The organism is Bacillus sp. m3-13, from assembly GCF_000175075.1.
Classification (GTDB): domain Bacteria; phylum Bacillota; class Bacilli; order Bacillales; family Bacillaceae_I; genus Sutcliffiella_A; species Sutcliffiella_A horikoshii_C.
Genome location: NZ_ACPC01000008.1, coordinates 69,323 through 90,930 on the forward strand (window position 1 = coordinate 69,323; position 21,608 = coordinate 90,930).

The following is a 21,608-nucleotide window of genomic DNA, read 5'->3' on the forward strand; positions in this document are numbered from 1 at the left end:
GGTGGGGATGATGTATTTTGGAATGGACAAATTGGCGAATATAACGCAAATGGAGGAGTGGAAACGGGCCTATTCAGCAGCGATAGAGCAATTGGACTTGTTGTATCAGGAAGAAAACCGCCTGTATTATTCGACGTATGCGCAGGGAATTCAGAGTGAGAGACTGCGAGAAATAATGAGTGTGAAGCATAACCTGATGACAAATGAATCGATAGCATTGGAATTGGACTCCAAGAAAAAAACTTTTGAAAAAGATTCAATATGGAAACGACGTTTGGAAGTCTTTTTATTCCAAAATGAAGCAGAAGTCGTTGGATAGTCAAGATGAATTGGTAGCCGTACAACATAAGCTTCAATCAGAGCTTCTAGAAAGCTCATTTACTGTGGATGGAAAAGTATATAATCTTGGTTCTGTTCATTCCGCTATCATGGAGAACCCAGATCGTGAGCTTCGTAAAAGTCTATTTGAGGAGGCAAAAAAGGTTGGTGCAAGAAACGAGGAGCTGTTCAGAGAACTCATTCAAATCCGAAACCAACTTGCAAAGGGACTTGATTACCAGAACTATTATCATTTTCGATGCAGTCTTCAAGAAATGGACATGGATGCCTATATTGATGAGATGAATGATCTTTTAAAAAGTGCCCAAGATCGTTCAGACTATTGGGATCATCGTATAAAAGAAAAATTCGGCTATAAAAAAATACATCAATATGACCAGTATTTTTCGGTATTCAATTTTCAGGAAAGTTCAGAAGCCGATTTGTTTAAAGCAGAACGAATCAAGGAAGTGTTTTCTGGAACCTTGACCAGTTTTGGATTATCCATGGATGATTTGCCCTTAAGTGTGGAATGTTTGGAGATTCCTTACGGTGGGTTTTGTATCAACATCCACCCAACTGATACCAGGGTAGTGGTAAATAAGCGTGATGCTTACTCGGTTTATGTTTCAGGGCTTCATGAACTTGGACATGCCATTGACGGGGTGTACAGCTCCTATCAGTACCCAGAGCTTTACCGATTTTACTCATCCATTGCTGCAGAGGGTGTTGCAGAGTTGTTTCAAACCATTGCCACAGATAAAGAATTCTTGTTGAAACATTTTAAACTGGACGACACCACGGTGATTCAGCTATTGGAACAAAAAGAACTAATGGATATAAAAATGGTCAAAATGAATTTCTATTATAGTTTAGTAGAGTACGAACTTTATACTAATCCTGAACGCAATTTTCAAGAAGTTGCAAACGAGTGTTATAAAGAAGTGTTTGGTACAGAGGGAGAGGCGTTCCATCCTGCGAGTGAGATGTTTTATATCGAAAATCCAGCATTTTTTCAGGATTATAATATGGCCCTTGCTATCCGGGAGATGATCTTACATACATTCAAAATAAACAGCCTTTATGGTAAGAGAGAGATTTTCGAGGAGATTGTGGAAAAATATTTGGAACCAAACCAGTTATACACATGGCAGGAACGGATTAGGCGACTTTGTGGCGAGGAATTTACTTTTCGTTATTTAAAAAGAACTCTGGGAAAGGGGGAGACGAAATGAGTAAGTTGTTTAAAAGAATAGATACGGTATTCCTTGAGGTTACCAATATGGAGAGATCGATTGGGTGGTACACAGAGGTACTCGGTTTTTCGGTCAGGTGGCATGATGTAGAAAACGGATATGCAGCAATCGAGATGGGGGAGACACCTCTGACGCTTGTGCGGGCGGAGAAAGTGACACCGGTATCTCATTGTCTATTGAACTTCTATTCTTCAAATATTTATGATGCGCATAAGAAGCTGCTGGAGCGCGGAGTGTCGGTGGACGATGTCATGGATTACGGAACAGTTCTGTCGTTCGAGTTTAAGGATCCGGACGGGCATATTCTTGGAGTTTGTTATTTTGAGGAGGAGCCGGTGACAAGGGAGGATTCATAAGTAATAGTGAGTACTTTAATCGTAGGGCGATGATCATTAAAATGGATATATCATTTTTACAATGGATATCTGGCCCCTTACAATGGATATATCATTTTTATAATTGATATATTGGTTTTACAATGGATAAATCGAATTTACAATGGATATCCGCATTTTCACGATTCAATTAGTCAGTTCCAGTCCCGCAAATAGACGCTACCACCCAAAATCAAACCTAGTTACCCAAAACCACTTTCAAAAAAGGCCCTATTCCACATAAAAAAAGAAGCCTTTCCACATCCGCGAAAGGCTTCTTGCTCATTTTACTCTCTTAATCAGAAACTCGACTCTCTTCTCATAGCCTTCATCAAGCGATGACAACTTTGGAATCGCTATTCCGTCCTGAAACTGATTTCCCTTATAAAAGATGTAGTAGTCCTTTGTTTCTATCATTTTCAAGTGAGCGTTAATGTGGAATTTTTCGTTACCCGCAAGGAAGAATTCATCCCCCTCCTGATATTGCACCACCATCTCATCCTCATAAATGGACTTCCTTACCAAAATGACACCAGCAATAAAAGTGATGACCTTTATTAAAAGGAACGCAACTACCAAAGGAACCAGAAATGCCATAACGGCGGACATGGCAAATAGTCCAGTAGGTACCTCTCCATACATTTTAAGCAAATCAAAAAAAGAATAAATGCTGAAAAGCAAAGCCCCTACATAAAAGAGGATTCTTCCATAGCGCCAAGGTTTAAAGTGATCAACCAGCGCGGATAAAGCGTGTCTTGTGACTTCGTATTTAAATTGTATGTGGCGCATGGTAGGTTCCTCCGTTTTCTTCATGATTATTATCTTACCACTGTAAAGAGGGAAGGAAACATTTTTCGAAAATCATTTACATTTGTTTCCTATATTATATAATAATATTCAAATGGATGTTTGAATGTTTTGCAGGGAGGCTGATAGAATGGAGTCATATCAGGTTGTTATTATTGGGGCAGGTCAGGCCGGGTTATCAATGGGCTATTATTTAAAAAAAGAAGGAATTCCCTTTGTTATCGTGGACGGCAATGAACAGGTGGGAGACTCCTGGCGGAAAAGATATCAGTCCCTAGTTTTATTCACTCCGCGCCGGTACAGCTCTCTTCCTGGGTTGGCATTGTCAGGCGAGCCAGAGGGGTTTCCAACAAAAGATGAAATGGCTGAGTACTTCCAGCAGTATGTCGGTCATTTTAGTCTTCCTGTAAAAAGTAATGTAGAGGTAGAATCACTAACTAAAAAGAATGAGTCATTTCATATGATCACCAATCAAGGAGAACTCACTGCGAAAACGGTGATCGTGGCTACAGGCTCCTTTCAAAAACCATATATACCTCAAGTTTTCGAGTCATCAGAAAATCAGCCTTTTCAAATTCACTCTTCACAATACATTTCACCAAAAGATATTCAGGGAAATTCTGTCCTGGTGGTTGGTGGAGGCAATTCAGGGGCTCAAATTGCAGTGGAATTAGCGGAAGGAAAACATGTCACCATTGCCGTCAGTCATCCTTTTAAATTCCTGCCTCTCAGGATTTTGGGCAGAAGCATTTTTTATTGGCTGGAGATGGTGAGGTTATTATTTGCAGGAGTGGATACACCTAAAGGAAGGTGGTTCCAAAAACAACCCGACCCCATTTTTGGAAAAGAGCTAAAAACACATCTGAACAGCGGAAAAGTAAAGCTGAAGCCGCGTGTCAGCAAGGTCTTTGGACATACTGTCACCTTTGCTGATGATACCCGGAAAGAGTTTGATAGTATCGTTTGGTCAACAGGTTTCATTCCAGCGTATGAATGGATCAATATAGAAGGAGTCCTTGGTGCAGATGGCAAACCGATTCATAAAAGGGGAGTCACAGAAGTCAGTGGTTTGTACTTTTTAGGCTTGCCATGGCAATACACTAGAGGTTCCGGTTTGCTTTATGGAGTGGGAAGAGATGCAGAATATTTGATGGAGTATCTGTCAAAAAAATAGTTAATAACTTTAAAAAAGCATAGCCGATCCCCCCCAGGATCAGCTATGCTCCACTACCTTATCCTCAAACTGCTCCCAATTCGTCACCTTCTCCAATACAATTGAAAGCAACACACCCATGATCAAACCATTTGCAAGGAACGGTTGCAATAGCACTGGCAACGGACCAAACACGGCCGGCGAAGTGTTCATTAAGCACACACCCAACAAAACTGGTGCCGCCAAACGGAAAATGGTATCAGAATTGAAGACAGCGCCACGCAAACTGCCATACGCCGTTCCGAACAATTGTAGGTATGCCACAAACAGCACCGCATTCCCGACCGTCATCGGCATCGTCACCAGGAACGAGGTCAACGGAGGTACAAGGCCAATGGCGGCAAGCATAATACCGCCTATGAAAAACGGCTTCCGGTCTAAAATTCTCGTACTCTGTAAAAAACCAATCGTCGAGGTGAACGGCGTGTAAGGGACGAGTCCGAACAGGGACGCAAATACAGAAAACAATCCGGTAAAAAAGAATGAGTTTCTGAATTGTCCTGGTTTGGCTGTCTCCCCATAAAGGTCTGCTGCAGCCTGAACGGAGGCGATCGTGTTACTCATATTCAATACACCTGCAAAGAACGCGACCGCAATAATTCCGTATTCAAGGTTTGGTGCTCCAAGCGGGAACAGATCAAACGAAAAGACCGCTGCTGGCGATTCCTGACCGCTACCTGGAAATAGCAGCACATAGGCGATCCAACCAACGACAATTCCTATGAGAATCGCGAAATTCCCGATAACCCTTGGCGCCTTTATTTTCAACACACTAACAAAAATGACCAGCCCTACTGAAAGGATGCTGACAGGCACATTCATTACGCCATCCTCTGTCACCCCAAGCATTCCTTGGAAAAATACCATCATCAATTGAAAGGTTAATAGGAAAAGATACACCGTCATAACCATCGGCGTGAATATACGCGGCAAAACAGATGTCCAGCCAAACACTGCAAGCAGCATCGTAAATCCGCCGGCAAGCAACAGTCCTGTCGCAACGCCGCCACCAATTTCCGTGAAACTCATTCCTAATGACGAGGCGGTAAGTCCAAGGTTTAGCATCACGCCCCACAATAAACCGGAATGTCCTTCAAGCAACGGGTAGCGGTGGCCCATCCACCCTTGGAAAATACATGCAAGCCCCGTGAAAAGTAGGGAGGCACTCAGCATCATCCGGCTTACTTCCGGTGACACATCAAAAGCGGCCCCGACAGATAACGGAACCACGACCGTATTGGCAAAAATAAAAAAGAGCCATTGTAATGAGGAAAACATCGTAAACGATGAGAATAATTTATTCATAGAAGTTCCTTTCTTAGTTGCATTTGTTGTTCTGCGTACACATATTTAGGTTGATTCATATGGACTCTTGATTCTTCAGATGTTGTCTTTGCATCTATAAGTAAAGCAACCATTAATATTAAGTTAAGTATGATAAGAATTAGAATTGCTCTCATTCTATTCTCCTGCCTTTCTCCAAATATATGGTATCATATGTAAAACCATATGGATGATATTTGTTTTGTTGTGAAATCATATGAAAAACATATAGGAGATGAAAAATAGATGGATATCCGGCAATTGCGTTATTTTACCGTCATTGCGGAAGAAAAAAATATATCACAGGCTGCTCGGAAACTACACATGTCCCAGCCTCCATTGAGTCAACAATTAAAGTTGATGGAAGAAGAATTAGGAGTCAGACTTGTTCACCGTGAAGGAAAAAAGCTTCGGCTGACAGAAGCAGGGGAAAAACTCTATCACCATGCCGTACAGGTCACAAAGCTGATGGAAGAAGGCATGGAGGAAGTGAAGGAAGTAGGGGAAGGATTGAAGGGCTCTTTGAAAATTGGGGTGAACACGCTGTCCGAGATGTCACTCAGCAGATTGTTATTTGCATATAAAGAAAAGTATCCTGCGGTAACCTATGAAATCCATCAAAATGAATCGGGACATCTATTAGAGCTGCTACGTGAACGTGCAATAGACTTGGCGGTGATTCGTTTTCCCGTTCAATCAGATGAATTTGCACATTTTATGCTTAAGAAGGAACCATTCTATTTTGTCAGCCGAGATGCATGGAACGAATCGTTGACTTTAGAGAAGATTGCCGACCAATCGCTGGTTCTCCCAAGCACAAAGGGACAAGGCCTGTACGATTATATCCTTCAGTCTTTTGCACAAAGAGGGTATGAACCAAATATCGTGTGTGCGAGTTCTGATTTAACCCTGCTCTCCGGTCTTGTCCAGCAAGGGTTTGGAGCAACATTGGTTCCAGAGAGTGCGATGCATATTTTTTCTGGAGCAAAAGTTCATTCGTATTTGGTGGAGGATGAGAATTTAACGTCTCAATACGGGGTTGCCTGGATGAAAAAGTACTATTTATCAAAGGTGGCAGCCAGGTTTCTGGAGATGTATAAGGAAATCTCTCGAAACCCTCTGGGAAGTTGATGTATAATAGAACAAGTTATAACTTTTAATTTCTGAAAGAGAGTGAATATATATGGGTCGTAAATGGAACAACATTAAGGAAAAAAAGGCGGCAAAGGATCAAAATACGAGTAGAGTCTATTCTAAATTTGCCCTTGAAATTTATGTAGCAGCAAAGCAAGGCGAGCCGGATCCGGAATCCAACATGGCATTGAAGTTCGTGCTTGAGCGAGCGAAAACTTATAACGTACCACGTAACATTATCGACCGTGCGATCGACAAAGCAAAAGGCGGCGGGGAAGAAAGCTATAACGAGCTTCGATACGAAGGTTTTGGACCAAACGGATCAATGGTCATTGTCGATACACTGACAAACAACGTGAACCGTACAGCATCCGAAGTGCGTGCAGCATTCGGGAAAAATGGCGGAAACATGGGCGTAAGTGGATCTGTTGCTTACATGTTCGACGCAACGGCAGTTTTCGCATTCGAAGGCAAAACGTCCGACGAAGTGCTTGAAGTGTTGATGGAAGCAGACCTTGATGTGCGCGATATCTTGGAAGAAGAAGAAACGGTAATTGTGTACGCGGAGCCGGACCAATTCCATGCCGTGCAAACAGCGTTAAAAGGCGCAGGGGTAGATGAATTCACCGTAGCGGAATTAACGATGCTGGCACAAAATGAAGTAGAGCTTCCAGGAGATGCACAAGAACAGTTTGAAAAGCTGATCGATGCGTTGGAAGACTGCGAAGATGTTCAACGTGTGTACCATAATGTGGATTTAGGTGAATAAGTTGGATTTATGGACAGGCTTCTATCTTTAGGGATGGATGGCCTGTTTTTTGTTTGGGGCAGAGTGCGCGAGTATTGTTTTTATAACATAGTAATCTCAAAAGTTAATTTGCTATTTTTGCGTGGAACAGTTGGGGCACAAGATTTTAGTTTTTTTTTGAACAAACGATTGTTTAAAAATTGCTATGCTAGTATAAGAGAGTCATTGTCTTTCTGGGAGTTGATGTTTTGCCGAAATTGTGCAGCTCTGAATCCTTTGGTGGGAATTAGTCGAAAAACGAAGGGAATTAGTCAAAATAGCGGTACAATTAGTCAAAAAACCTCCTCAATTAATCGAAAAAACACTTCAATTTATCGAGAATCCATATATTGCCACCGGCGGAGTGTAAATCACACAAAAAATGAAACTAAAACTCTATTAAAAACGTAAATTACTTAATTACCTAAGTCAAAGGAGCCTTTACATATGTCAACTTCTACACCAAACACCATCCAAGGAACCAAAATCCAATTAAAACAGCTCACCATCCAAGATTTGCCGCTACTTTATCACCTAATGTATGGCGACCCGAACCCAGAATATAAAAAATGGGACGCGCCATACTTCCCACTCAAAATGATCGACAAGGAAACCTACCTCTCCAAAATGACGAAACAACTAAACGAAGGGATGGACTCCATTTACCTTATTCAAACAACAAACGAAAAACCACAAACCATCGGCAGCGTCACCTACTACTGGGAGCACGAACCGTCCAACTGGCTTGAAATGGGCATCATCATCTACCTGCCCGAATATTGGAACGGTGGCTACGGAAGCGAGGCCATCATACTGTGGACCGACCACCTTTTCCAATCGAAACCGCAAATCCCGAGAGTTGGTTACACAACCTGGTCCGGCAACCATCGCATGGTCAAAGTCGGCACCAAACTGAACTTCACACAGGAAGCCCGGATTCGAAATGTCCGCACCTACGAGGGCAAATTGTACGATTCCATCCGGATGGGCATGCTGCGCGAGGAATGGGAGCAATCCAAGTCCACACCACCACCAATAAATAACGGAGGCATCTAAACAAAACCATGCAAACATACACCGAACTCACAAAAGAAAACGAACATCAACTTGTCCATCTGCTGACAACAGAAACCTGGCCATATCATGGCACAGAAAACCCAACAGAGGAAGCCATCCAAACTTCCATCCAACAAGGCAACTACACAAATGAAGGGACCAAAACCTTCCTCATCCAAGACAAAAACAATACTGTCATTGGCATGTTCCGACTTTTCGATCTGGAAGATCCGACCTGTCTGTTCGACATCAGATTCAAACAACAAGCGAGGGGCCAAAGCCGAGGCGCCCATGCCGTAAAATGGCTCACAGAATTTGCATTCACCAACTATCCGCACTTAATAAGAATCGAAGGCCACACTCGCCACGACAACCTGGCGATGCGCAAGACCTTCCACCACAGCGGGTACGTCAAAGAAGCCTACCACCGGAGTGCCTGGCCTCAAAACGATAAACTATTTGATTCTGTCGGCTATGCCATCACGCGAACGGATTGGGAGCAGAACATCACTACGCTAATCCATGACAGCATAAAGTTTTAACAATTCTTTGGACAGATGATCAAATCGGTATGTGACAAAATCTCAATTGCCCGTTCCAATTCAGAAGTATCGAGAAACACATTCGTGTTCTCACCTATATACATACTTTCCATATGCAGCTCACACCAGAGCGCACCAAAAAGGTCGTTGAGCTGTCCGGACTGTCCCGCCGGCAGCTTTACCACCTGGATAACCTGTCTTTCTTTAAAAGGAATACCGTACCCGCGCAAAACTCTGCGCATCCCCTGAAGTTCTTTTGTTGTTTCACCATTGCTGCTGCCAAGCACTATTTTTACAAGATGTGTAGCTGCATCCAGTTTCGTATGAAAATAGGCATTTACATTAACCTCTTGCTCTGCCAAACCATCCAAAATACAGCTTAATGCCCAATCGTCCACCTGGAAAGAAAACTGCGTCCGAATCAAATAATCAAAGGACTCCACCACTTCCGGCATTTCCCGCATTACCCATACAACTCCTTTGACCTGAGTTTTATCCTATAATATGCAACACTCAGACAAAAGGCCATCACATCAGTCGTGGCAACGAGGCGGGGCCTCTTCCGACAACAACCTAATGGCGTGCCCGATGTTAGAAACATCTATATAAATGTTATTGTCCTCCCCAAGATAAACCGCGCGTACCTGCATCTTGCACCATAGCGTGCCAAAGATGGCATTGACTTGCCCAGGTACACCAGAGGTACTATCAAGTAGCTGAATTACCTGATTCTCTCTGTAACGAACACCGACCCGCTTCATCACCTTGCGAACCACCCGAATATCACGCTCGCTCTCTTCAGCCGAAGTACCAACAACCATCCGAACAAAATTGAAACTCTTGCCGGCAAGCGTCTGGAAATAGCCGTTGATATTCATGCTTTCCTCAGCTAGTCCATTTAAGATACGGCTTAGATCCCGGTCACTAACGGTAAACGTAAATTGTGTCCTGATATTGAAATCTAGACAAGGACTTCCCATCCCATTTCACTCCCATAAAAATGTCTTTCTATAGGATATGAGAATTGGTTTGGCGTGCTTGGACTTTTCCCTATGTAATCTTTCTGTCTTTCCACCATTTGAAAAGAGAGAAAAGTAGAATCACGGCAAGTGTACATAAAATCACTATAAATTTATTCGGCTCGGTCTCTGCGGAATAAGTAAGGGTGGACGCTGCCTCCCCGTAAACCACCTGCGGAAACCAGAGCATTAAAAATATACTTATAATTAATAACCGGTATTTAACCAGTAGTCCCATTTAACCATCGCCCCTTTTATTTTATATCGTGAACAATGACCTAGTATTTAGTTTATTAGAAAATATTCTGATAAATTCATAGGCTAAATAATAAAAAATTTAATAAGTAGATTATAATGATAGAAAAAAGGGAAAGGGGAATAAGGATGGAGTTTAGTCTAAAAGAAGCAATGGAAATCCTCGAGCAAACACCGACAACGTTAGAAAGCTTTGTTGGGGGTCTATCTAAGGAATGGTTAAATTGCACGGAAGGAGAAGGGACCTGGAATGCAACGGAAGTCATCTCCCATTTAATTGAGGGAGAAAAGGTAAATTGGATACCACGACTCCGGTTTATTTTACAAGAAGGGGACAGCAAGCCTTTTCCGGCGTTTGACCGTTATTCACATTTAAACGAAAAGGAAGATTCACTTTCCACATTATTGTTAGCGTTCAAAGTGCTACGCAAGGAAAACTTGGAAATCTTGAGTGAAATAATTACGACAGATGCACAGTTGGAACTAAAGGGTCTTCACCCCGCGTTTGGGGGAGTGAAAGTCCGCGAATTAATTTCAACTTGGGCGGTTCATGACCTTACCCATATTGCTCAGATAACCCGTGTCATTGCAAAAAGATATTCAGAAGAGGTAGGCCCCTGGAAAGAATATTTAGGAATTATAAATAGATAGGATGCAAAATCCAAGGAAGGAAAATATGTAATGCAAAACACCTCTTATAGCACACAGAAAATGATCTACAAAAATTTTGATGAGGCAGCAGATAATATCTTAAAAATGATGAGCAGGCTACTCGACATCAATACCCTGTTCATTGCAAAGAATGATCGCTGTACGAACAAAATCATCAAAGTACTCAATAAAAAGGATATTTTGCTAGAAGAAGGTGGAACCCTTCCTTTTGAACAAACATTCTGCAAGCTGTCTGTGGACCACGGCACCAAGCCTTTAATCATTCCGGATATTACACAAAGTAACCTGACAAAGGACATGGTTGTCACCAAAAGTCTAGGTGAGGGTAGCTTTATAGGTATACCTATTTACTATGAAGATGGAGAAAATTACGGCACACTATGTGGATTGGATAATAGACCACATGATTTTCGGGAAGAACTAATTGAAATTTTTGAAACAATGGGATCGCTGCTTACATATGTGCTTGAACTGGATGAAGCATACCAACAAATCCGGAGTCTCTCTGTTCCGTTCATTCCTATAACAAAAGGTGTTGCCGTCCTTACTATTACAGGTAATGTCAATGAACAACGAGCAGATACAATCATCTCCCTTGCGTTAGAAAAAAGTCAGGACTTAGATTTGGACTATTTAATTATCGACCTTTCTGGCATAGGAAAAATAAATGAACTAGTAAGCTATTCTTTACTCAAAATAGTCAACCTACTTCACATAATAGGGGTAAAACCAATCTTAACTGGAATTACCCCGGATGTTGCCATCAAAGCTATTGGCGTCGGATTTGAGACAGATGATATCCTCGTACAGTCCAACTTAGAACAGGCTTTAAAGAGAGTTGGGTTTACTTTGTTAAAGGAAAAAAGATGATTTACTAGAAAAAGCAACCAGGTGATGGTTGCTTTTTTTGCTTTAACTTACATTTAAATTTAATAAATCAAACCCAAAAACAAGGGCGACTGAAACAAGTAATATTACCATGTCACTAATGGTTAAAATCGCTTCTTTTGGATTATCAGTGTATTTCCATTCAAAGAACGCGCGTATAAAAAAATCTGACAGAATAATTAGCACAAGAACCAAAGAGATACTCAATATAGATATACGCTCATAAGAAATCAGGAAAATAAGAATGAAGTTTACAACCACAGTAACGATCCTCAAAGCCCAATCAATTCTTGCGTGCCATTTATTAATATGATTGTAAGAAAAGAACTTCTTTTTAGTCTTCTCAATATTAAATAGTTTCCGTAAAAACCACTTTGCTAGATACATAATAGAAGAAACGATAATAACAATGAAGAAAATATTTAACCAAAGCATAGGTACCCTCCATTAAAGAAAACTCTTACTTAACAAGTGTATTCCAATTATTTCTAGATTACCATAGCGTAATATGATATTTTTTGAATGGGAGGAGAGAAAATTGAACTTATTCAACATCATCAAAAACAAACAGGAATACTGGCTAGTGGACCAAATTAAAAAGGAAGATATTTCAACTGAATTATACATACGAGAATTGACAGATATCCTCGGGAATTGGAGCCGTTTAGAGATTGGGTATCTCTCTTTACTGATGGATGAACAATATGAAAACTGGCTGCTTGAAAAGAAGTTCGACAAGATCTCAAGTATCATTGAGTATACAAGAGATCTAAAGGAAATGCAGGAAACGGATAATCAAATAAAGTGTCACGCTCTTGCTGAAGGAGTAATCAAAGACCATGAATACACGAAACTATATGAGCTTTGCCGTTCAGGAAGTGCAAACAAAAATACGAAACAACCAATAGCCCAAGTGATGAGTTCACTAGAAAATGAACTAGGACCGGAATGGCGCAAACATTGCTATTATTTTTTAAAAGATGGAGCTTTTGCAGGAATCAGTATTCCTCATATTGAAATAGGCACGGAAGATGAAGGGAGACTATTTTATTTCGGAGTAGTTCCAGAGCTAAGACGCCAAGGGATTGGTGCACAAATTCATCGAGTAAGTATGGAGTTACTCAAGAAATTCCAAGCCACCTATTATGTTGGAAGCACGGATGTTAACAATGCCAATATGATAAAGATCTTTGAGAAAAATGGCTGCGAGCTTCGTGACCGAAAAGGCATTTATAAGATAGTCAGATGAGCCCATTTTAAAAGGAGTGTAGTTATGAAATTATTGTTAACATCTGCAGGGGTCAATAACAAAAGCATACATGACGCGTTGGTTGATATGTTGGACAAGCCTATTGCCGAATCCACGGCCCTTTGCATACCTACCGCGATGTACGGACACCCTTGGGTTGGACCCGGTGAAAAAGCCTGGGAGTTTATTACCGGTAATTCAGGGAATCCTATGGTCGATTTGGGGTGGAAGTCCGTGGGCATACTTGAGCTCACAGCATTGCCAAGCATAGATGAAGAACGCTGGGTGCCGCTGGTCCGGGAGGCGGACGTCCTGCTGGTGGGGGGCGGCGATGCCCTCTATCTCTACCACTGGATGAAGGAATCGGGACTGGCAGATCTCTTGCCAGAGCTGAACGCCGTTTATGTGGGAATGAGTGCAGGGAGCATGGTGATGGGACCGAATATTGGGGGATTTTTCGTTGGCTGGACTCCACTAAACGGTGAAGATAAAACGCTGGGGCTTGTTGATTTTTCCATGTTCCCTCATCTGGATCACGAAATGTTGCCGGGAAACACCATGGCTGCTGCAGAGAAATGGGCTGCAGGAATGCAAGGACCAGCATATGCGATTGATGACCAAACCGCCATCAAAGTAATTGACGGAGCAGTAGAAGTTGTTACCGAAGGACATTGGAAGCTACTTTAGCTCTAAAACGAATAGATTATAATCCTGCAAAATGGTGCACAAAATATCGGATGACTAGTTTATACTCCTGTTATTCTATTGATGAAAGGGGGTCATATTAATGGATTTGCTTAAGGACATGAATACTGCAATGAAGTATATCGAGGAAAACCTTACTAGTGAAATAGATTTTAAGGTCGTGGCAAGGACAGCTCATTGTTCTGAATATCATTTCAAAAGAATGTTTTCTTTCCTTGCGGGTATAACCCTATCAGAATATATACGCCGCAGACGACTTAGTTTGGCAGCTTTAGAGCTTCATAATAGTAAGGTAAAAGTAATCGATGTTGCAATAAAGTATGGATACAATTCACCGGATTCTTTTACTAGAGCCTTTTTCAATTTACATGGCATCACACCATCAGAAGCAAGAGAAAATGGTCAACAACTAAAAGCCTATCCTCTTATGACCTTTCAATTATCAATTAGAGGAGGAAATGAAATGAATTTCCGAATAGAACAAAAAGAAGCATTTAATATCGTTGGAATCAAGAAACGGGTTCCCATCGTTTTTCAAGGAGAAAATCCCGAAATTGCAGAGATGTGGAAATCCTTGGATGCTGATAAAATATCCCACTTACAAAAGCTCTCCAATGTGGAACCAAAGGGTATGATTCAAGCATCTACTAATTTCTCGGAAGGACGGATGGAAGAGAAAGGTGAGTTGGATCAGTATATTGGAGTCGCAACAACGCAAGAGAATCCTGAAAACTTTTCAAAACTGAAAGTCCCTGCCTCAACATGGGCCATATTTGAATCAACCGGACCATTTCCTCAAACCCTCCAGGAAACTTGGGGAAGGATTTATTCTGAGTGGTTCCTATCTTCGAACTATCAAGTAACAGCAGGGCCTGAAATGTTGTCGATTAAAAATAGGGATTTATCAGCACCATCAGTAAAATGTGAAATATGGATTCCAGTTTTAAAGAAGTGAATAAAGGACGTAAAGCGCAGGGGTAATCTCCTGCGTTTTCCTATAGATTGAATTTCTGTCTTCAAGCAAATTAGAAGAAAAGAAAACATATTTTTGTTAAGGTTATTTCGTACAGATCATAAGGAGGTAAAAGAAGGATGTCTACTTTGCTCGAAGAAATTAAAGCTTATAAAGAGGTATTTAAACAAAAGGCTCCAGAGGAAAAGCAACGTTTAATGGCGCAGGCAACAAAAGAATTAGAGGAGTCCGGAGTGGCGAAGGGCCTCACAGTGGGAGAGAGAGTACCTGATTTTACACTTCCTGACGCAACTGGCAAAATGGTGTCCATGAAAGAAGAGCTTGAAAAAGGTCCAGTAATCCTGACATTCTATCGAGGCGGATGGTGCCCATACTGCAATCTTGAATTAAAAGCTTACCAGAGAGAATTAGACGCTATCCAAAACGCTGGTGCAACTTTAATCGCTATCAGTCCACAGACACCGGATGCTTCCCTGTCTACAAAGGAAAAGAATGAACTTGAATTCTTGGTTCTTAGTGATGAAAGCAATCAAGTTGCAGAACAATTCAATTTAGTATTTAAAATGCCGGATTATTTAGTAGAGATATATAAAGATTCAGGCTTAATGGTTTCGGACCATAATGGAAATGGTGATTGGGAACTACCAAAACCAGCGACATTTGTTATTGATCAAACAGGTAACATTGTATTTGCAGATGTTGATTCTGACTATACAAAACGTGTTGAGCCGGGTAAAGTGATTGATGTTTTAAAGAGTATCTAAAAATAAATATTTTAGAAAAATGGCCTGGGATTCTATTCTCAGGCCATTTTTGCTCTTTTTTAAGAGCTAGAAAAATTTAACAGAGTAACGTGAAACTTTTCAACTAGATCCCCGTATAAATACTAAGGAACACCCAGTAATTATAGGGAGGTTTAACATGAAGAAATTTTTCAGGTATTTTGTCTGGACAATAGTTATCGGGTTTATATATTATGCCGGATCAAGGTATGAGTTGCATTTACTGGATGAAGCGCAAATGAACTATAATTTTTGGCCGCAAGTGATATTTGCAGCGTTATTCCCGATCTTAATCGGAATTCTCCTTCGCTTACCAAAATTAATAAAAGAGATACAACAGAAAAAATCATGGTCAGTGAATTGGATGAAGCTACTAGCAGTCGGGCTCCCTACTCTTTATGTAGCCTTGGTTCCCTTACTTTCACTTACTAGCTTATTTAGGTACATTCCGTTTGTAATGGACATCATACATTTAGATCTTGCAACCTTAGCTGGGGTGGTTTTTGGTTATGTGTTGTTGGATAGCTTGAAGGAAGAATAAGAGTGTATACAAAAGGGCGCTTTTTATGACTAATATAAAGTGTCTTTTTTGGTTAATTCGTTTCCCATTTAAATAATATGCGAGGTAATGGCAATGGAAATTACATTAGAAAAATTAAAACAAGAGGATGCAGTAAAGTTATATGAATTCGAACTTGCAAACAGGGATTTTTTTGAAAGCATGGTTCCAAGTCGAGGGGAAGAGTATTATAATCTGAGTCATTTTCATATTAACCATAAAGCTTTATTGAAAGAACAAGCCGATGGACATTCGTATTTTTATTTAATAAAGGATAAAAGTGGTTCTATACTTGGTCGAATTAATTTAGTGGATATTGACCTTTCTCAAAAACAAGGACATGTCGGCTACAGAGTAGGGAAGAACTACGCTGGAAAGGGAATTGCAAACAAAGCATTAGGTTTGTTTTTGCAAATATGCAGAGAAAAAGGTATTAAACAAATTAACGCGCAAACCACAACAAATAATATTGGTTCTCAAAAGATATTGGAGAAAAATGAATTTAAGTATATATCAACCAGCAACGAGGAATTTGAGATGAATGGTAACATTCTAAAATTTGTTTATTATAAATGGGAATTTGAGAACAGGTAATAACTGGAGGGTTTTGCGTTACAATGTCGAAATAATAGTTTTATGAAAAAGTAATGAACGGAGACATGTAGTTTTAGCGCTATTCATGAGTCTGGGATAGGGCTGAATTTTTATAAGTATTGGGGGAGTAGTTATTTGATCAATCTTTTCGAGCGGCTGAAGACTGGCAATGAACAGCACCAGAAGGCATATACAGCAATTGAGGAATTACAGATTTTAGATGATCTGCACGTATATAACCCAGTCCTATGTGGGACTTTCCCTATAAATATTGATATCAATGGGTCTGATTTAGACATCATTATGGAGGTAAATGAATTAGATACTTTTGCAAACGAATTACATACTCTTTATACTGATAAAGAAAATTTCACTTTAAAAAGAAAAGCGATTCGGGGAAAAGAAGTCGTGAAAGCAAAGTTTTCTTTTTATGATTTCGAGTTTGAATTGTTCGGTCAAAATACACCTGTACATAAGCAATACGCGTATTTGCATATGATGATTGAATATGAACTGTTGCAAAGAGATCCAGATTTAAGAGAGAAAGTGATTAGCCTTAAAAAGTTGGGATATAAAACGGAACCGGCATTTTGTAAACTTTTTAACATTAGCGGCGATCCTTATGAAGGCCTTCTTTTGTTCGGTGTGGAAGAAGGGATTGTACAGCCATAAAGAGCTTCCATTCTTAACGTAAAAGGTGAAAAAATGATAGATAAAATCAAAGCAGTATCGGAGAGAAAGTCGTTTTTTATTGGTATGGCCTTAATATTAATTACTCCATTGTTCTCACTTTTACTAGTAGATTTATTTCTATTGCCTAATTGGATAATGATTTCTGTAGGAGTAAGCATCAACTTTTTTTCTATTTCATTTATTTTGAATGCAGCGGATAAACGACATTCACGGGTGCGTAAGCAGTAATCAGTAATCAGTAGTAACAAGGAGGGAGCTTTTTGGAAGAATACAAGGTCATTCTATTCGATTTAGATGGAACGCTTTCCGACCCTAAAGAAGGTATTACAAAATCGGTTCAATATTCGCTAGAGAAAATCGGCATTATGGAAGCTGAACCTGATAGACTACAGAATTTTATCGGTCCACCACTACATGTTTCTTTTGTGGAGTATTATGGTTTGGATGAAAAGGAATCAAAACGTGCTATTGCTTTTTACCGTGAAAGATTTAAGGAGAAGGGGATGTTTGAAAATGTCCTTTACCCTAATATTCCCTTGCTGTTAGCGTCATTAAAAGAACACGGTTATTTGTTAGTGGTTGCGACTTCAAAGCCTACTGTTTTTGCTGAAAAAATAATAAAGTACTTTGAGTTAGAGGAGTATTTTCAACTTATTGTTGGAAGTAATCTAGATGGAACAAGGTCATCCAAAACGGAAATCATTCAATACATACTTGATATATATACTGATTTTAAACGTACTGACTTTGTCATGCTTGGAGATCGGAAGCACGATATCATTGGGGCGAAAAATACAGGGATTGACTCTATTGGAGTTACTTATGGGTACGGTTCTTTAGGAGAAATAAGGGATGCAAGGCCAACTTACATGGTTACTAGTGTAGGACAATTAAAAGATCTATTGCTTGGAAGCAGGGTTTAATATGAATTTTGAAAAGTGTAAGTTTGTAGCTACTAAAATAAGGAACAAATATTTTATGATGTAAAGAGGTGCTTGAATTGCTTATCTTTATTACCATTGCTGTTTTTATATTTTTATTCGACTTTGCCAGAATTAGAAAACAAAATGATACGTTAATAGAACAAAATGAAAAGGTAATATCTTTATTAGAAGAAATCAAAAACAAATAAGAGAAGAGGTTCAAGGGTGCTTGACATAGAGATAAGAAGGCCAAGGACGAAAGATATTAATGAACTACATCAATTTTTCAGAACGGTGATTGAAGATACATTTAATAAAGAGGGTATCGGGGATCAGTTAGAGGATTTAGAAGCGGAGGTTGAGTCCAAGAAAGCTTACTTAGCAGGGGACCTGTCAAGCAATGGAGAGGATCGATTTTTTCTGCTGGCATTAGAGAGTGAAAAGATCATTGGCACAATTGAACATGGGGCAGCAAGTGATCTTATTTGTAAATGTACAGATAACGCTTTAAAGGAATTGCATGAGGTGGGCACAGTGTTTGTTCATCCTGATTACCAAGAGATGGGAGTAGGGAATTTACTTTTAGAGAATATGTATCAAACACTGCGAAAGAAAGGGATTCTTGAATTTTGCTTAGATAGCGGGTATGCACGTGCGCAAAGTATTTGGAAGAAGAAATTTGGGGAACCTGCTTATTTGTTAGAAAACTATTGGGGCGAAGGCTATCATCATATGATTTGGAGAGATAAATTTGAATAGGTCAAGGGGGGATGAGAGTGTCGGTAGAACTTCTTAGGATTGATTGTGGAGATATTTATCTCCAAGAGTTTTCCATAAAAGATGCAGACAGTATATACAAAATCTCCAATCAACCTGAGATATCTAATTTTCTGCCAGATTGGAAGTCGACGAAAGAGCAAAGAATAGATTGGGTTACTAACTATGAAATACCAGCGAACAAGGAGTTTCTTGAAGCGGTTAAAAGCACAGCTGATATAGAAGGTCACTTTCTAAAACTAGGAGTATTTATAAGTGCAACAGATGAATTCATTGGATGGTGTTGTACTGGCATAAAAGAGGAACTTCCTGCTCCGAATAGAGAAATCATGTATGCCATTTCAGCTGAGTACCATGGGAAGGGTTACGCGACTAGGGCCTCTTTAGGGTTAATAAATTACTTATTCACACACACAAAGTTAGAGATTCATAACGCAGTAGCTTTACAACATAACCCATCATCTAATAAAGTGATTGAAAAGTGTGGATTCACTTATCAAGGGAAGCGTGTGATAGACGGTGAATTGTTTAATCACTATACATTAACTAGAATGGACTGGAAGTATGACACAGGAGGATAACATATGCTACTAGCTTGTAGGAAGTACTTCCTGTATATCATTGAACATAAATTAAATGTGCTTGTCGAGTGTTGGAAAGAAGGGCTGTACCTACAAGGAATAATTCATGATTGTTCAAAGTTTTCACCTCAAGAGTTTTTTCCTTATGCAAAGAAGTTCTTTTACAATGAAGATAAAAGCGCGGACGATGAATTAAGGTGGAAATACGCTTGGCTACACCATCAAAATAAGAATAAGCATCATTGGGAGTATTGGGTGGTAGACCCGCGTACTAAACAAGCTTTGCCTATGCCAAGAAAGTATCTCATTGAAATGGTCTGTGATTGGCGTTCTTTCTCAAGAAAGTGGGGAAGGAAAGTTAAAAGTTATAACTTGAATCTTGGAGATAAAATCATACTGCATCCAGATACAAGAATAGAGCTAGAAATATTGTTAAGGGATTATAAAGATACATTTGAGACAGATACATAGATAAAAAATACCGTTCTTAAGAGACTATTAAATTTCCTCAAAGACCCAGTGTTTAATGACCCTGGGTTTTTGTATTTTAACCCCTTACTCCAAAGAGTGTAAAATAATTTAAGGTATTTTTGAAACAATTCCATCCACTCAATCGTCCAACGGGTGCTTATAGAGAAAAAGAGGGGATATTGTGAACGAAAACGAGAGAGCGCGATTATTAGAGAAGGTTATGCTGGAGTATGGCGATCAGTTGGCAAGACTTGCTTATTCTTATGTGAAAGAAGAGGAGATTGCAAAAGACATTGTGCAAAATACATTTTTCAAGTGTTATACAAAAATAACAAGCTTCAGACATGAGTCTACTCTGAAAACATGGCTTTACAGGATTACCATCAATGAATGTAAGGATTATCTAAAGAGTTGGGCCTATAAAAGGTCAAGAATGATGGAGATTTATCAAGGGAATAGAAGTAGCGCCATGTCATCGGAAGAAGAGGCGTTGAAGAAGTGGGAAATGGGTAGGGTGAAAAGCTCAATATTTACATTGCCACCAAAATACCGTGAAATTATTTTCTTATATTATTATGATGAAATGACGATGGAGGAAATTGCTGAACTACTAGGTGTGCCAATTAGTACTGTTAAGAGCAGGATAACGAGAGGAAGAGAGAGGTTAAAGCAGGAAGTGGAAAGGAGAGAAATCTATGAACAATAAGGAGAAAGATACGTTTTTCGAGGGCTTTGACCGAGTGGAGTTTAGCGCTGATGATAGAAAGAAAGTTTTCGAAAAGCTTCATACCAGAAAGAATAAAAAGTTTTCTTTTTTTCGATTTAAGCCTGTTGTGCTTACCTCTTTCCTTGGAGTTGCAACCGTATTTTTATTAATGGTTTTGTTGTCTTTTCCTAGCGAAGAGAAACAGGATAACCTTAATAGCGCATCCACTAAACATATACAGACAGGGGTTCTTTTAGTAACAGATGAGAATTTTAGAGCCTCATTAAATATTGTTTATTCCTATAATACGAATTTGAAAACTTTAAATGTGCTGTCTGTTCCAAGAGATCTTTATGTACCTATTTTTAATGGGGAAGGTAAAGAAATAGGACGGGATAAAATGTTGCATGCCTATGCGTATGGGGGACAGGAGGGAGTTAAAAAAACGCTACTAAATTTCTTTCAGATTAGAGATGATGCATTTTCAGTGTTAACGGAAGATGAGTTTACAAAGTTTATTGATCAAATTGGCGGAATTACGATGGAGTCAGGTGGAAAAGTATTAGGAGGAGAAGAAGTGTTAACCTCCCTTTCGATAAGAGATCTATTAACGGAGAACGAGGAAAAGGAACATTATGAACTATTATCAGCTGTATTAGGGGTTATGTCGGAAGAATCGATTGAATTAGATGTTTTAGAGGGGATTCCGGAAGCAGTAGAAATAAATACAATCAATATTGCGGAGAAAGCAAGTGCAAAAAAAATGGAGGGGATCTATTATTACAAATTAGAAGGTGAAGAGTTGGAGGAAGTGAAAAGTAGTTTGAAGCAGTAAGAGAACGTTTTAATGAACAAAACAAGAGTGGTAGTTTTACGCCCCCAACGTAAATACCACTCTTTTTTGCATTCAAGTGAAACATCCAAGCAAAAGAATCGTATAACTTACAAAGG

29 protein-coding genes are annotated in these 21,608 nt (G+C 39.7%); 23 read left to right on the forward strand and 6 right to left on the reverse strand.

All coding sequences use genetic code 11. The features are described 5' to 3' along the window. Positions 1-7: 7 nt before the first annotated feature. The 3 genes from M313_RS0102000 to M313_RS0102010 are packed head-to-tail and all read left to right on the forward strand — an operon-like array spanning position 8 to position 1,930. Positions 8-319, forward strand: a complete 312-nt coding sequence (locus M313_RS0102000; RefSeq protein ID WP_157182395.1) for a hypothetical protein — start codon at positions 8-10, stop codon at positions 317-319. Further along, a complete protein-coding gene (locus M313_RS0102005) occupies positions 312-1,553 on the forward strand; it encodes a M3 family metallopeptidase (RefSeq protein ID WP_010191901.1) in 1,242 nt (413 codons plus the stop codon). The genes M313_RS0102000 and M313_RS0102005 overlap by 8 nt, the downstream gene beginning before the upstream one ends. Further along, positions 1,550-1,930, forward strand: a complete 381-nt coding sequence (locus tag M313_RS0102010) for a VOC family protein (RefSeq protein ID WP_010191902.1) — start codon at positions 1,550-1,552, stop codon at positions 1,928-1,930. Before M313_RS0102005 ends, M313_RS0102010 begins: the two co-directional genes overlap by 4 nt. Before the next feature lie 300 nt (positions 1,931-2,230). Here M313_RS0102010 and M313_RS0102015 read toward each other — a convergent pair whose 3' ends face one another. Then, positions 2,231-2,737: a hypothetical protein gene (locus M313_RS0102015; RefSeq protein ID WP_010191903.1), complete on the reverse strand. Its 507-nt coding sequence runs from the start codon at positions 2,735-2,737 to the stop codon at positions 2,231-2,233. A 148-nt stretch (positions 2,738-2,885) separates the two neighbouring features. Between M313_RS0102015 and M313_RS0102020 the strand changes: the two genes are divergently transcribed. Next, positions 2,886-3,929, forward strand: a complete 1,044-nt coding sequence (locus M313_RS0102020) for a flavin-containing monooxygenase (protein WP_010191905.1) — start codon at positions 2,886-2,888, stop codon at positions 3,927-3,929. 39 nt (positions 3,930-3,968) lie between these two features. On the opposite strand, the gene M313_RS0102025 is transcribed toward M313_RS0102020, so the two are convergent. After that, positions 3,969-5,273: a uracil/xanthine transporter gene (locus M313_RS0102025; RefSeq protein ID WP_010191906.1), complete on the reverse strand. Its 1,305-nt coding sequence runs from the start codon at positions 5,271-5,273 to the stop codon at positions 3,969-3,971. Then, a complete protein-coding gene (locus tag M313_RS25685; protein ID WP_010191907.1) occupies positions 5,270-5,428 on the reverse strand; it encodes a hypothetical protein in 159 nt (52 codons plus the stop codon). Before M313_RS25685 ends, M313_RS0102025 begins: the two co-directional genes overlap by 4 nt. A 109-nt stretch (positions 5,429-5,537) precedes the next feature. Here M313_RS25685 and M313_RS0102035 point away from each other — a divergent pair, with 109 nt between their 5' ends. The 4 genes from M313_RS0102035 (at position 5,538) to M313_RS0102050 (ending at position 8,810) form a co-directional block, all read left to right on the forward strand. Next, complete coding sequence (locus tag M313_RS0102035; protein ID WP_010191908.1) at positions 5,538-6,422, forward strand: LysR family transcriptional regulator; 885 nt, start codon at positions 5,538-5,540, stop codon at positions 6,420-6,422. Between the two features lie 52 nt (positions 6,423-6,474). Next, the gene (locus M313_RS0102040; RefSeq protein WP_010191909.1) at positions 6,475-7,194 is read left to right on the forward strand and encodes a YebC/PmpR family DNA-binding transcriptional regulator; all 720 of its coding nucleotides are present in this window, start codon (positions 6,475-6,477) and stop codon (positions 7,192-7,194) included. Positions 7,195-7,659: 465 nt separating this feature from the next. Continuing rightward, a complete protein-coding gene (locus M313_RS0102045; RefSeq protein WP_010191910.1) occupies positions 7,660-8,268 on the forward strand; it encodes a GNAT family N-acetyltransferase in 609 nt (202 codons plus the stop codon). A gap of 8 nt (positions 8,269-8,276) precedes the next feature. Then, positions 8,277-8,810: a GNAT family N-acetyltransferase gene (locus M313_RS0102050; RefSeq protein WP_010191912.1), complete on the forward strand. Its 534-nt coding sequence runs from the start codon at positions 8,277-8,279 to the stop codon at positions 8,808-8,810. Here the strand turns inward: M313_RS0102050 and M313_RS0102055 are convergent. Then, positions 8,807-9,274, reverse strand: coding sequence for a hypothetical protein (locus tag M313_RS0102055; protein ID WP_010191915.1), 468 nt, complete (start codon positions 9,272-9,274; stop codon positions 8,807-8,809). The two genes, M313_RS0102050 and M313_RS0102055, sit on opposite strands and share 4 nt — an antisense overlap. A gap of 69 nt (positions 9,275-9,343) precedes the next feature. After that, positions 9,344-9,688, reverse strand: a complete 345-nt coding sequence (locus tag M313_RS0102060) for a hypothetical protein (RefSeq protein ID WP_157182396.1) — start codon at positions 9,686-9,688, stop codon at positions 9,344-9,346. 525 nt (positions 9,689-10,213) lie between these two features. Here M313_RS0102060 and M313_RS0102070 point away from each other — a divergent pair. Together M313_RS0102070 and M313_RS0102075 are read left to right on the forward strand one after the other, a co-directional pair. Continuing rightward, entirely contained in the window at positions 10,214-10,735 is a 522-nt protein-coding gene (locus M313_RS0102070) for a DinB family protein (protein WP_010191921.1), read from the forward strand. A 30-nt stretch (positions 10,736-10,765) separates the two neighbouring features. After that, positions 10,766-11,626 (forward strand): GAF domain-containing protein, encoded by an 861-nt coding sequence (locus tag M313_RS0102075; protein ID WP_010191922.1) that lies wholly within the window; start codon positions 10,766-10,768, stop codon positions 11,624-11,626. Positions 11,627-11,668: 42 nt separating this feature from the next. Here M313_RS0102075 and M313_RS0102080 read toward each other — a convergent pair whose 3' ends face one another. After that, complete coding sequence (locus M313_RS0102080) at positions 11,669-12,079, reverse strand: DUF4181 domain-containing protein (protein WP_010191924.1); 411 nt, start codon at positions 12,077-12,079, stop codon at positions 11,669-11,671. Between the two features lie 103 nt (positions 12,080-12,182). On the opposite strand from M313_RS0102080, the gene M313_RS0102085 reads away from it, so the two are divergent. The 13 genes from M313_RS0102085 (at position 12,183) to M313_RS0102155 (ending at position 21,492) form a co-directional block, all read left to right on the forward strand. Then, the gene (locus tag M313_RS0102085; protein ID WP_010191925.1) at positions 12,183-12,893 is read left to right on the forward strand and encodes a GNAT family N-acetyltransferase; all 711 of its coding nucleotides are present in this window, start codon (positions 12,183-12,185) and stop codon (positions 12,891-12,893) included. 24 nt (positions 12,894-12,917) lie between these two features. Continuing rightward, positions 12,918-13,580: a Type 1 glutamine amidotransferase-like domain-containing protein gene (locus M313_RS0102090; RefSeq protein WP_010191928.1), complete on the forward strand. Its 663-nt coding sequence runs from the start codon at positions 12,918-12,920 to the stop codon at positions 13,578-13,580. Positions 13,581-13,680: 100 nt separating this feature from the next. Further along, the gene (locus M313_RS0102095; RefSeq protein ID WP_010191930.1) at positions 13,681-14,553 is read left to right on the forward strand and encodes an AraC family transcriptional regulator; all 873 of its coding nucleotides are present in this window, start codon (positions 13,681-13,683) and stop codon (positions 14,551-14,553) included. Positions 14,554-14,690: 137 nt separating this feature from the next. Further along, positions 14,691-15,335 (forward strand): peroxiredoxin-like family protein, encoded by a 645-nt coding sequence (locus tag M313_RS0102100; protein ID WP_010191933.1) that lies wholly within the window; start codon positions 14,691-14,693, stop codon positions 15,333-15,335. Positions 15,336-15,492: 157 nt separating this feature from the next. Then, entirely contained in the window at positions 15,493-15,894 is a 402-nt protein-coding gene (locus M313_RS0102105; protein ID WP_010191935.1) for a hypothetical protein, read from the forward strand. Positions 15,895-15,987: 93 nt separating this feature from the next. Then, positions 15,988-16,506: a GNAT family N-acetyltransferase gene (locus M313_RS0102110; RefSeq protein ID WP_010191936.1), complete on the forward strand. Its 519-nt coding sequence runs from the start codon at positions 15,988-15,990 to the stop codon at positions 16,504-16,506. A 135-nt stretch (positions 16,507-16,641) separates the two neighbouring features. Beyond that, positions 16,642-17,178, forward strand: coding sequence for a DUF4269 domain-containing protein (locus M313_RS0102115; RefSeq protein ID WP_010191938.1), 537 nt, complete (start codon positions 16,642-16,644; stop codon positions 17,176-17,178). A gap of 281 nt (positions 17,179-17,459) precedes the next feature. After that, positions 17,460-18,122 (forward strand): HAD family hydrolase, encoded by a 663-nt coding sequence (locus M313_RS0102125; protein ID WP_010191940.1) that lies wholly within the window; start codon positions 17,460-17,462, stop codon positions 18,120-18,122. A 225-nt stretch (positions 18,123-18,347) separates the two neighbouring features. Further along, a complete protein-coding gene (locus M313_RS0102135; RefSeq protein WP_010191943.1) occupies positions 18,348-18,881 on the forward strand; it encodes a GNAT family N-acetyltransferase in 534 nt (177 codons plus the stop codon). Positions 18,882-18,892: 11 nt separating this feature from the next. Further along, a complete protein-coding gene (locus M313_RS0102140; RefSeq protein ID WP_034774069.1) occupies positions 18,893-19,480 on the forward strand; it encodes a GNAT family N-acetyltransferase in 588 nt (195 codons plus the stop codon). A 3-nt stretch (positions 19,481-19,483) separates the two neighbouring features. After that, complete coding sequence (locus tag M313_RS0102145) at positions 19,484-19,951, forward strand: DUF5662 family protein (protein WP_010191948.1); 468 nt, start codon at positions 19,484-19,486, stop codon at positions 19,949-19,951. Between the two features lie 181 nt (positions 19,952-20,132). Then, positions 20,133-20,657, forward strand: coding sequence for a sigma-70 family RNA polymerase sigma factor (locus M313_RS0102150; RefSeq protein ID WP_010191949.1), 525 nt, complete (start codon positions 20,133-20,135; stop codon positions 20,655-20,657). Further along, the gene (locus tag M313_RS0102155) at positions 20,647-21,492 is read left to right on the forward strand and encodes an LCP family glycopolymer transferase (RefSeq protein WP_010191951.1); all 846 of its coding nucleotides are present in this window, start codon (positions 20,647-20,649) and stop codon (positions 21,490-21,492) included. The genes M313_RS0102150 and M313_RS0102155 overlap by 11 nt, the downstream gene beginning before the upstream one ends. Positions 21,493-21,608 lie beyond the last annotated feature (116 nt).

Excerpts from the sequence above, each read along its gene's own strand:
- M313_RS0102025 (WP_010191906.1), bottom strand. The coding sequence starts at position 5,273 with ATGAATAAATTATTCTCATCGTTTACGATGTTTTCCTCATTACAATGG.
- M313_RS0102015 (WP_010191903.1), bottom strand. The coding sequence starts at position 2,737 with ATGCGCCACATACAATTTAAATACGAAGTCACAAGACACGCTTTATCC.
- M313_RS0102070 (WP_010191921.1), top strand. The coding sequence starts at position 10,214 with ATGGAGTTTAGTCTAAAAGAAGCAATGGAAATCCTCGAGCAAACACCG.
- M313_RS25685 (WP_010191907.1), bottom strand. The coding sequence starts at position 5,428 with ATGAGAGCAATTCTAATTCTTATCATACTTAACTTAATATTAATGGTT.
- M313_RS0102050 (WP_010191912.1), top strand. The coding sequence starts at position 8,277 with ATGCAAACATACACCGAACTCACAAAAGAAAACGAACATCAACTTGTC.
- M313_RS0102145 (WP_010191948.1), top strand. The coding sequence starts at position 19,484 with ATGCTACTAGCTTGTAGGAAGTACTTCCTGTATATCATTGAACATAAA.
- M313_RS0102060 (WP_157182396.1), bottom strand. The coding sequence starts at position 9,688 with ATGAATATCAACGGCTATTTCCAGACGCTTGCCGGCAAGAGTTTCAAT.
- M313_RS0102090 (WP_010191928.1), top strand. The coding sequence starts at position 12,918 with ATGAAATTATTGTTAACATCTGCAGGGGTCAATAACAAAAGCATACAT.
- M313_RS0102040 (WP_010191909.1), top strand. The coding sequence starts at position 6,475 with ATGGGTCGTAAATGGAACAACATTAAGGAAAAAAAGGCGGCAAAGGAT.
- M313_RS0102080 (WP_010191924.1), bottom strand. The coding sequence starts at position 12,079 with ATGCTTTGGTTAAATATTTTCTTCATTGTTATTATCGTTTCTTCTATT.
- M313_RS0102155 (WP_010191951.1), top strand. The coding sequence starts at position 20,647 with ATGAACAATAAGGAGAAAGATACGTTTTTCGAGGGCTTTGACCGAGTG.
- M313_RS0102140 (WP_034774069.1), top strand. The coding sequence starts at position 18,893 with ATGAGAGTGTCGGTAGAACTTCTTAGGATTGATTGTGGAGATATTTAT.
- M313_RS0102100 (WP_010191933.1), top strand. The coding sequence starts at position 14,691 with ATGTCTACTTTGCTCGAAGAAATTAAAGCTTATAAAGAGGTATTTAAA.
- M313_RS0102075 (WP_010191922.1), top strand. The coding sequence starts at position 10,766 with ATGCAAAACACCTCTTATAGCACACAGAAAATGATCTACAAAAATTTT.
- M313_RS0102000 (WP_157182395.1), top strand. The coding sequence starts at position 8 with ATGATGTATTTTGGAATGGACAAATTGGCGAATATAACGCAAATGGAG.
- M313_RS0102020 (WP_010191905.1), top strand. The coding sequence starts at position 2,886 with ATGGAGTCATATCAGGTTGTTATTATTGGGGCAGGTCAGGCCGGGTTA.
- M313_RS0102095 (WP_010191930.1), top strand. The coding sequence starts at position 13,681 with ATGGATTTGCTTAAGGACATGAATACTGCAATGAAGTATATCGAGGAA.
- M313_RS0102105 (WP_010191935.1), top strand. The coding sequence starts at position 15,493 with ATGAAGAAATTTTTCAGGTATTTTGTCTGGACAATAGTTATCGGGTTT.
- M313_RS0102055 (WP_010191915.1), bottom strand. The coding sequence starts at position 9,274 with ATGCGGGAAATGCCGGAAGTGGTGGAGTCCTTTGATTATTTGATTCGG.
- M313_RS0102035 (WP_010191908.1), top strand. The coding sequence starts at position 5,538 with ATGGATATCCGGCAATTGCGTTATTTTACCGTCATTGCGGAAGAAAAA.
- M313_RS0102010 (WP_010191902.1), top strand. The coding sequence starts at position 1,550 with ATGAGTAAGTTGTTTAAAAGAATAGATACGGTATTCCTTGAGGTTACC.
- M313_RS0102045 (WP_010191910.1), top strand. The coding sequence starts at position 7,660 with ATGTCAACTTCTACACCAAACACCATCCAAGGAACCAAAATCCAATTA.
- M313_RS0102110 (WP_010191936.1), top strand. The coding sequence starts at position 15,988 with ATGGAAATTACATTAGAAAAATTAAAACAAGAGGATGCAGTAAAGTTA.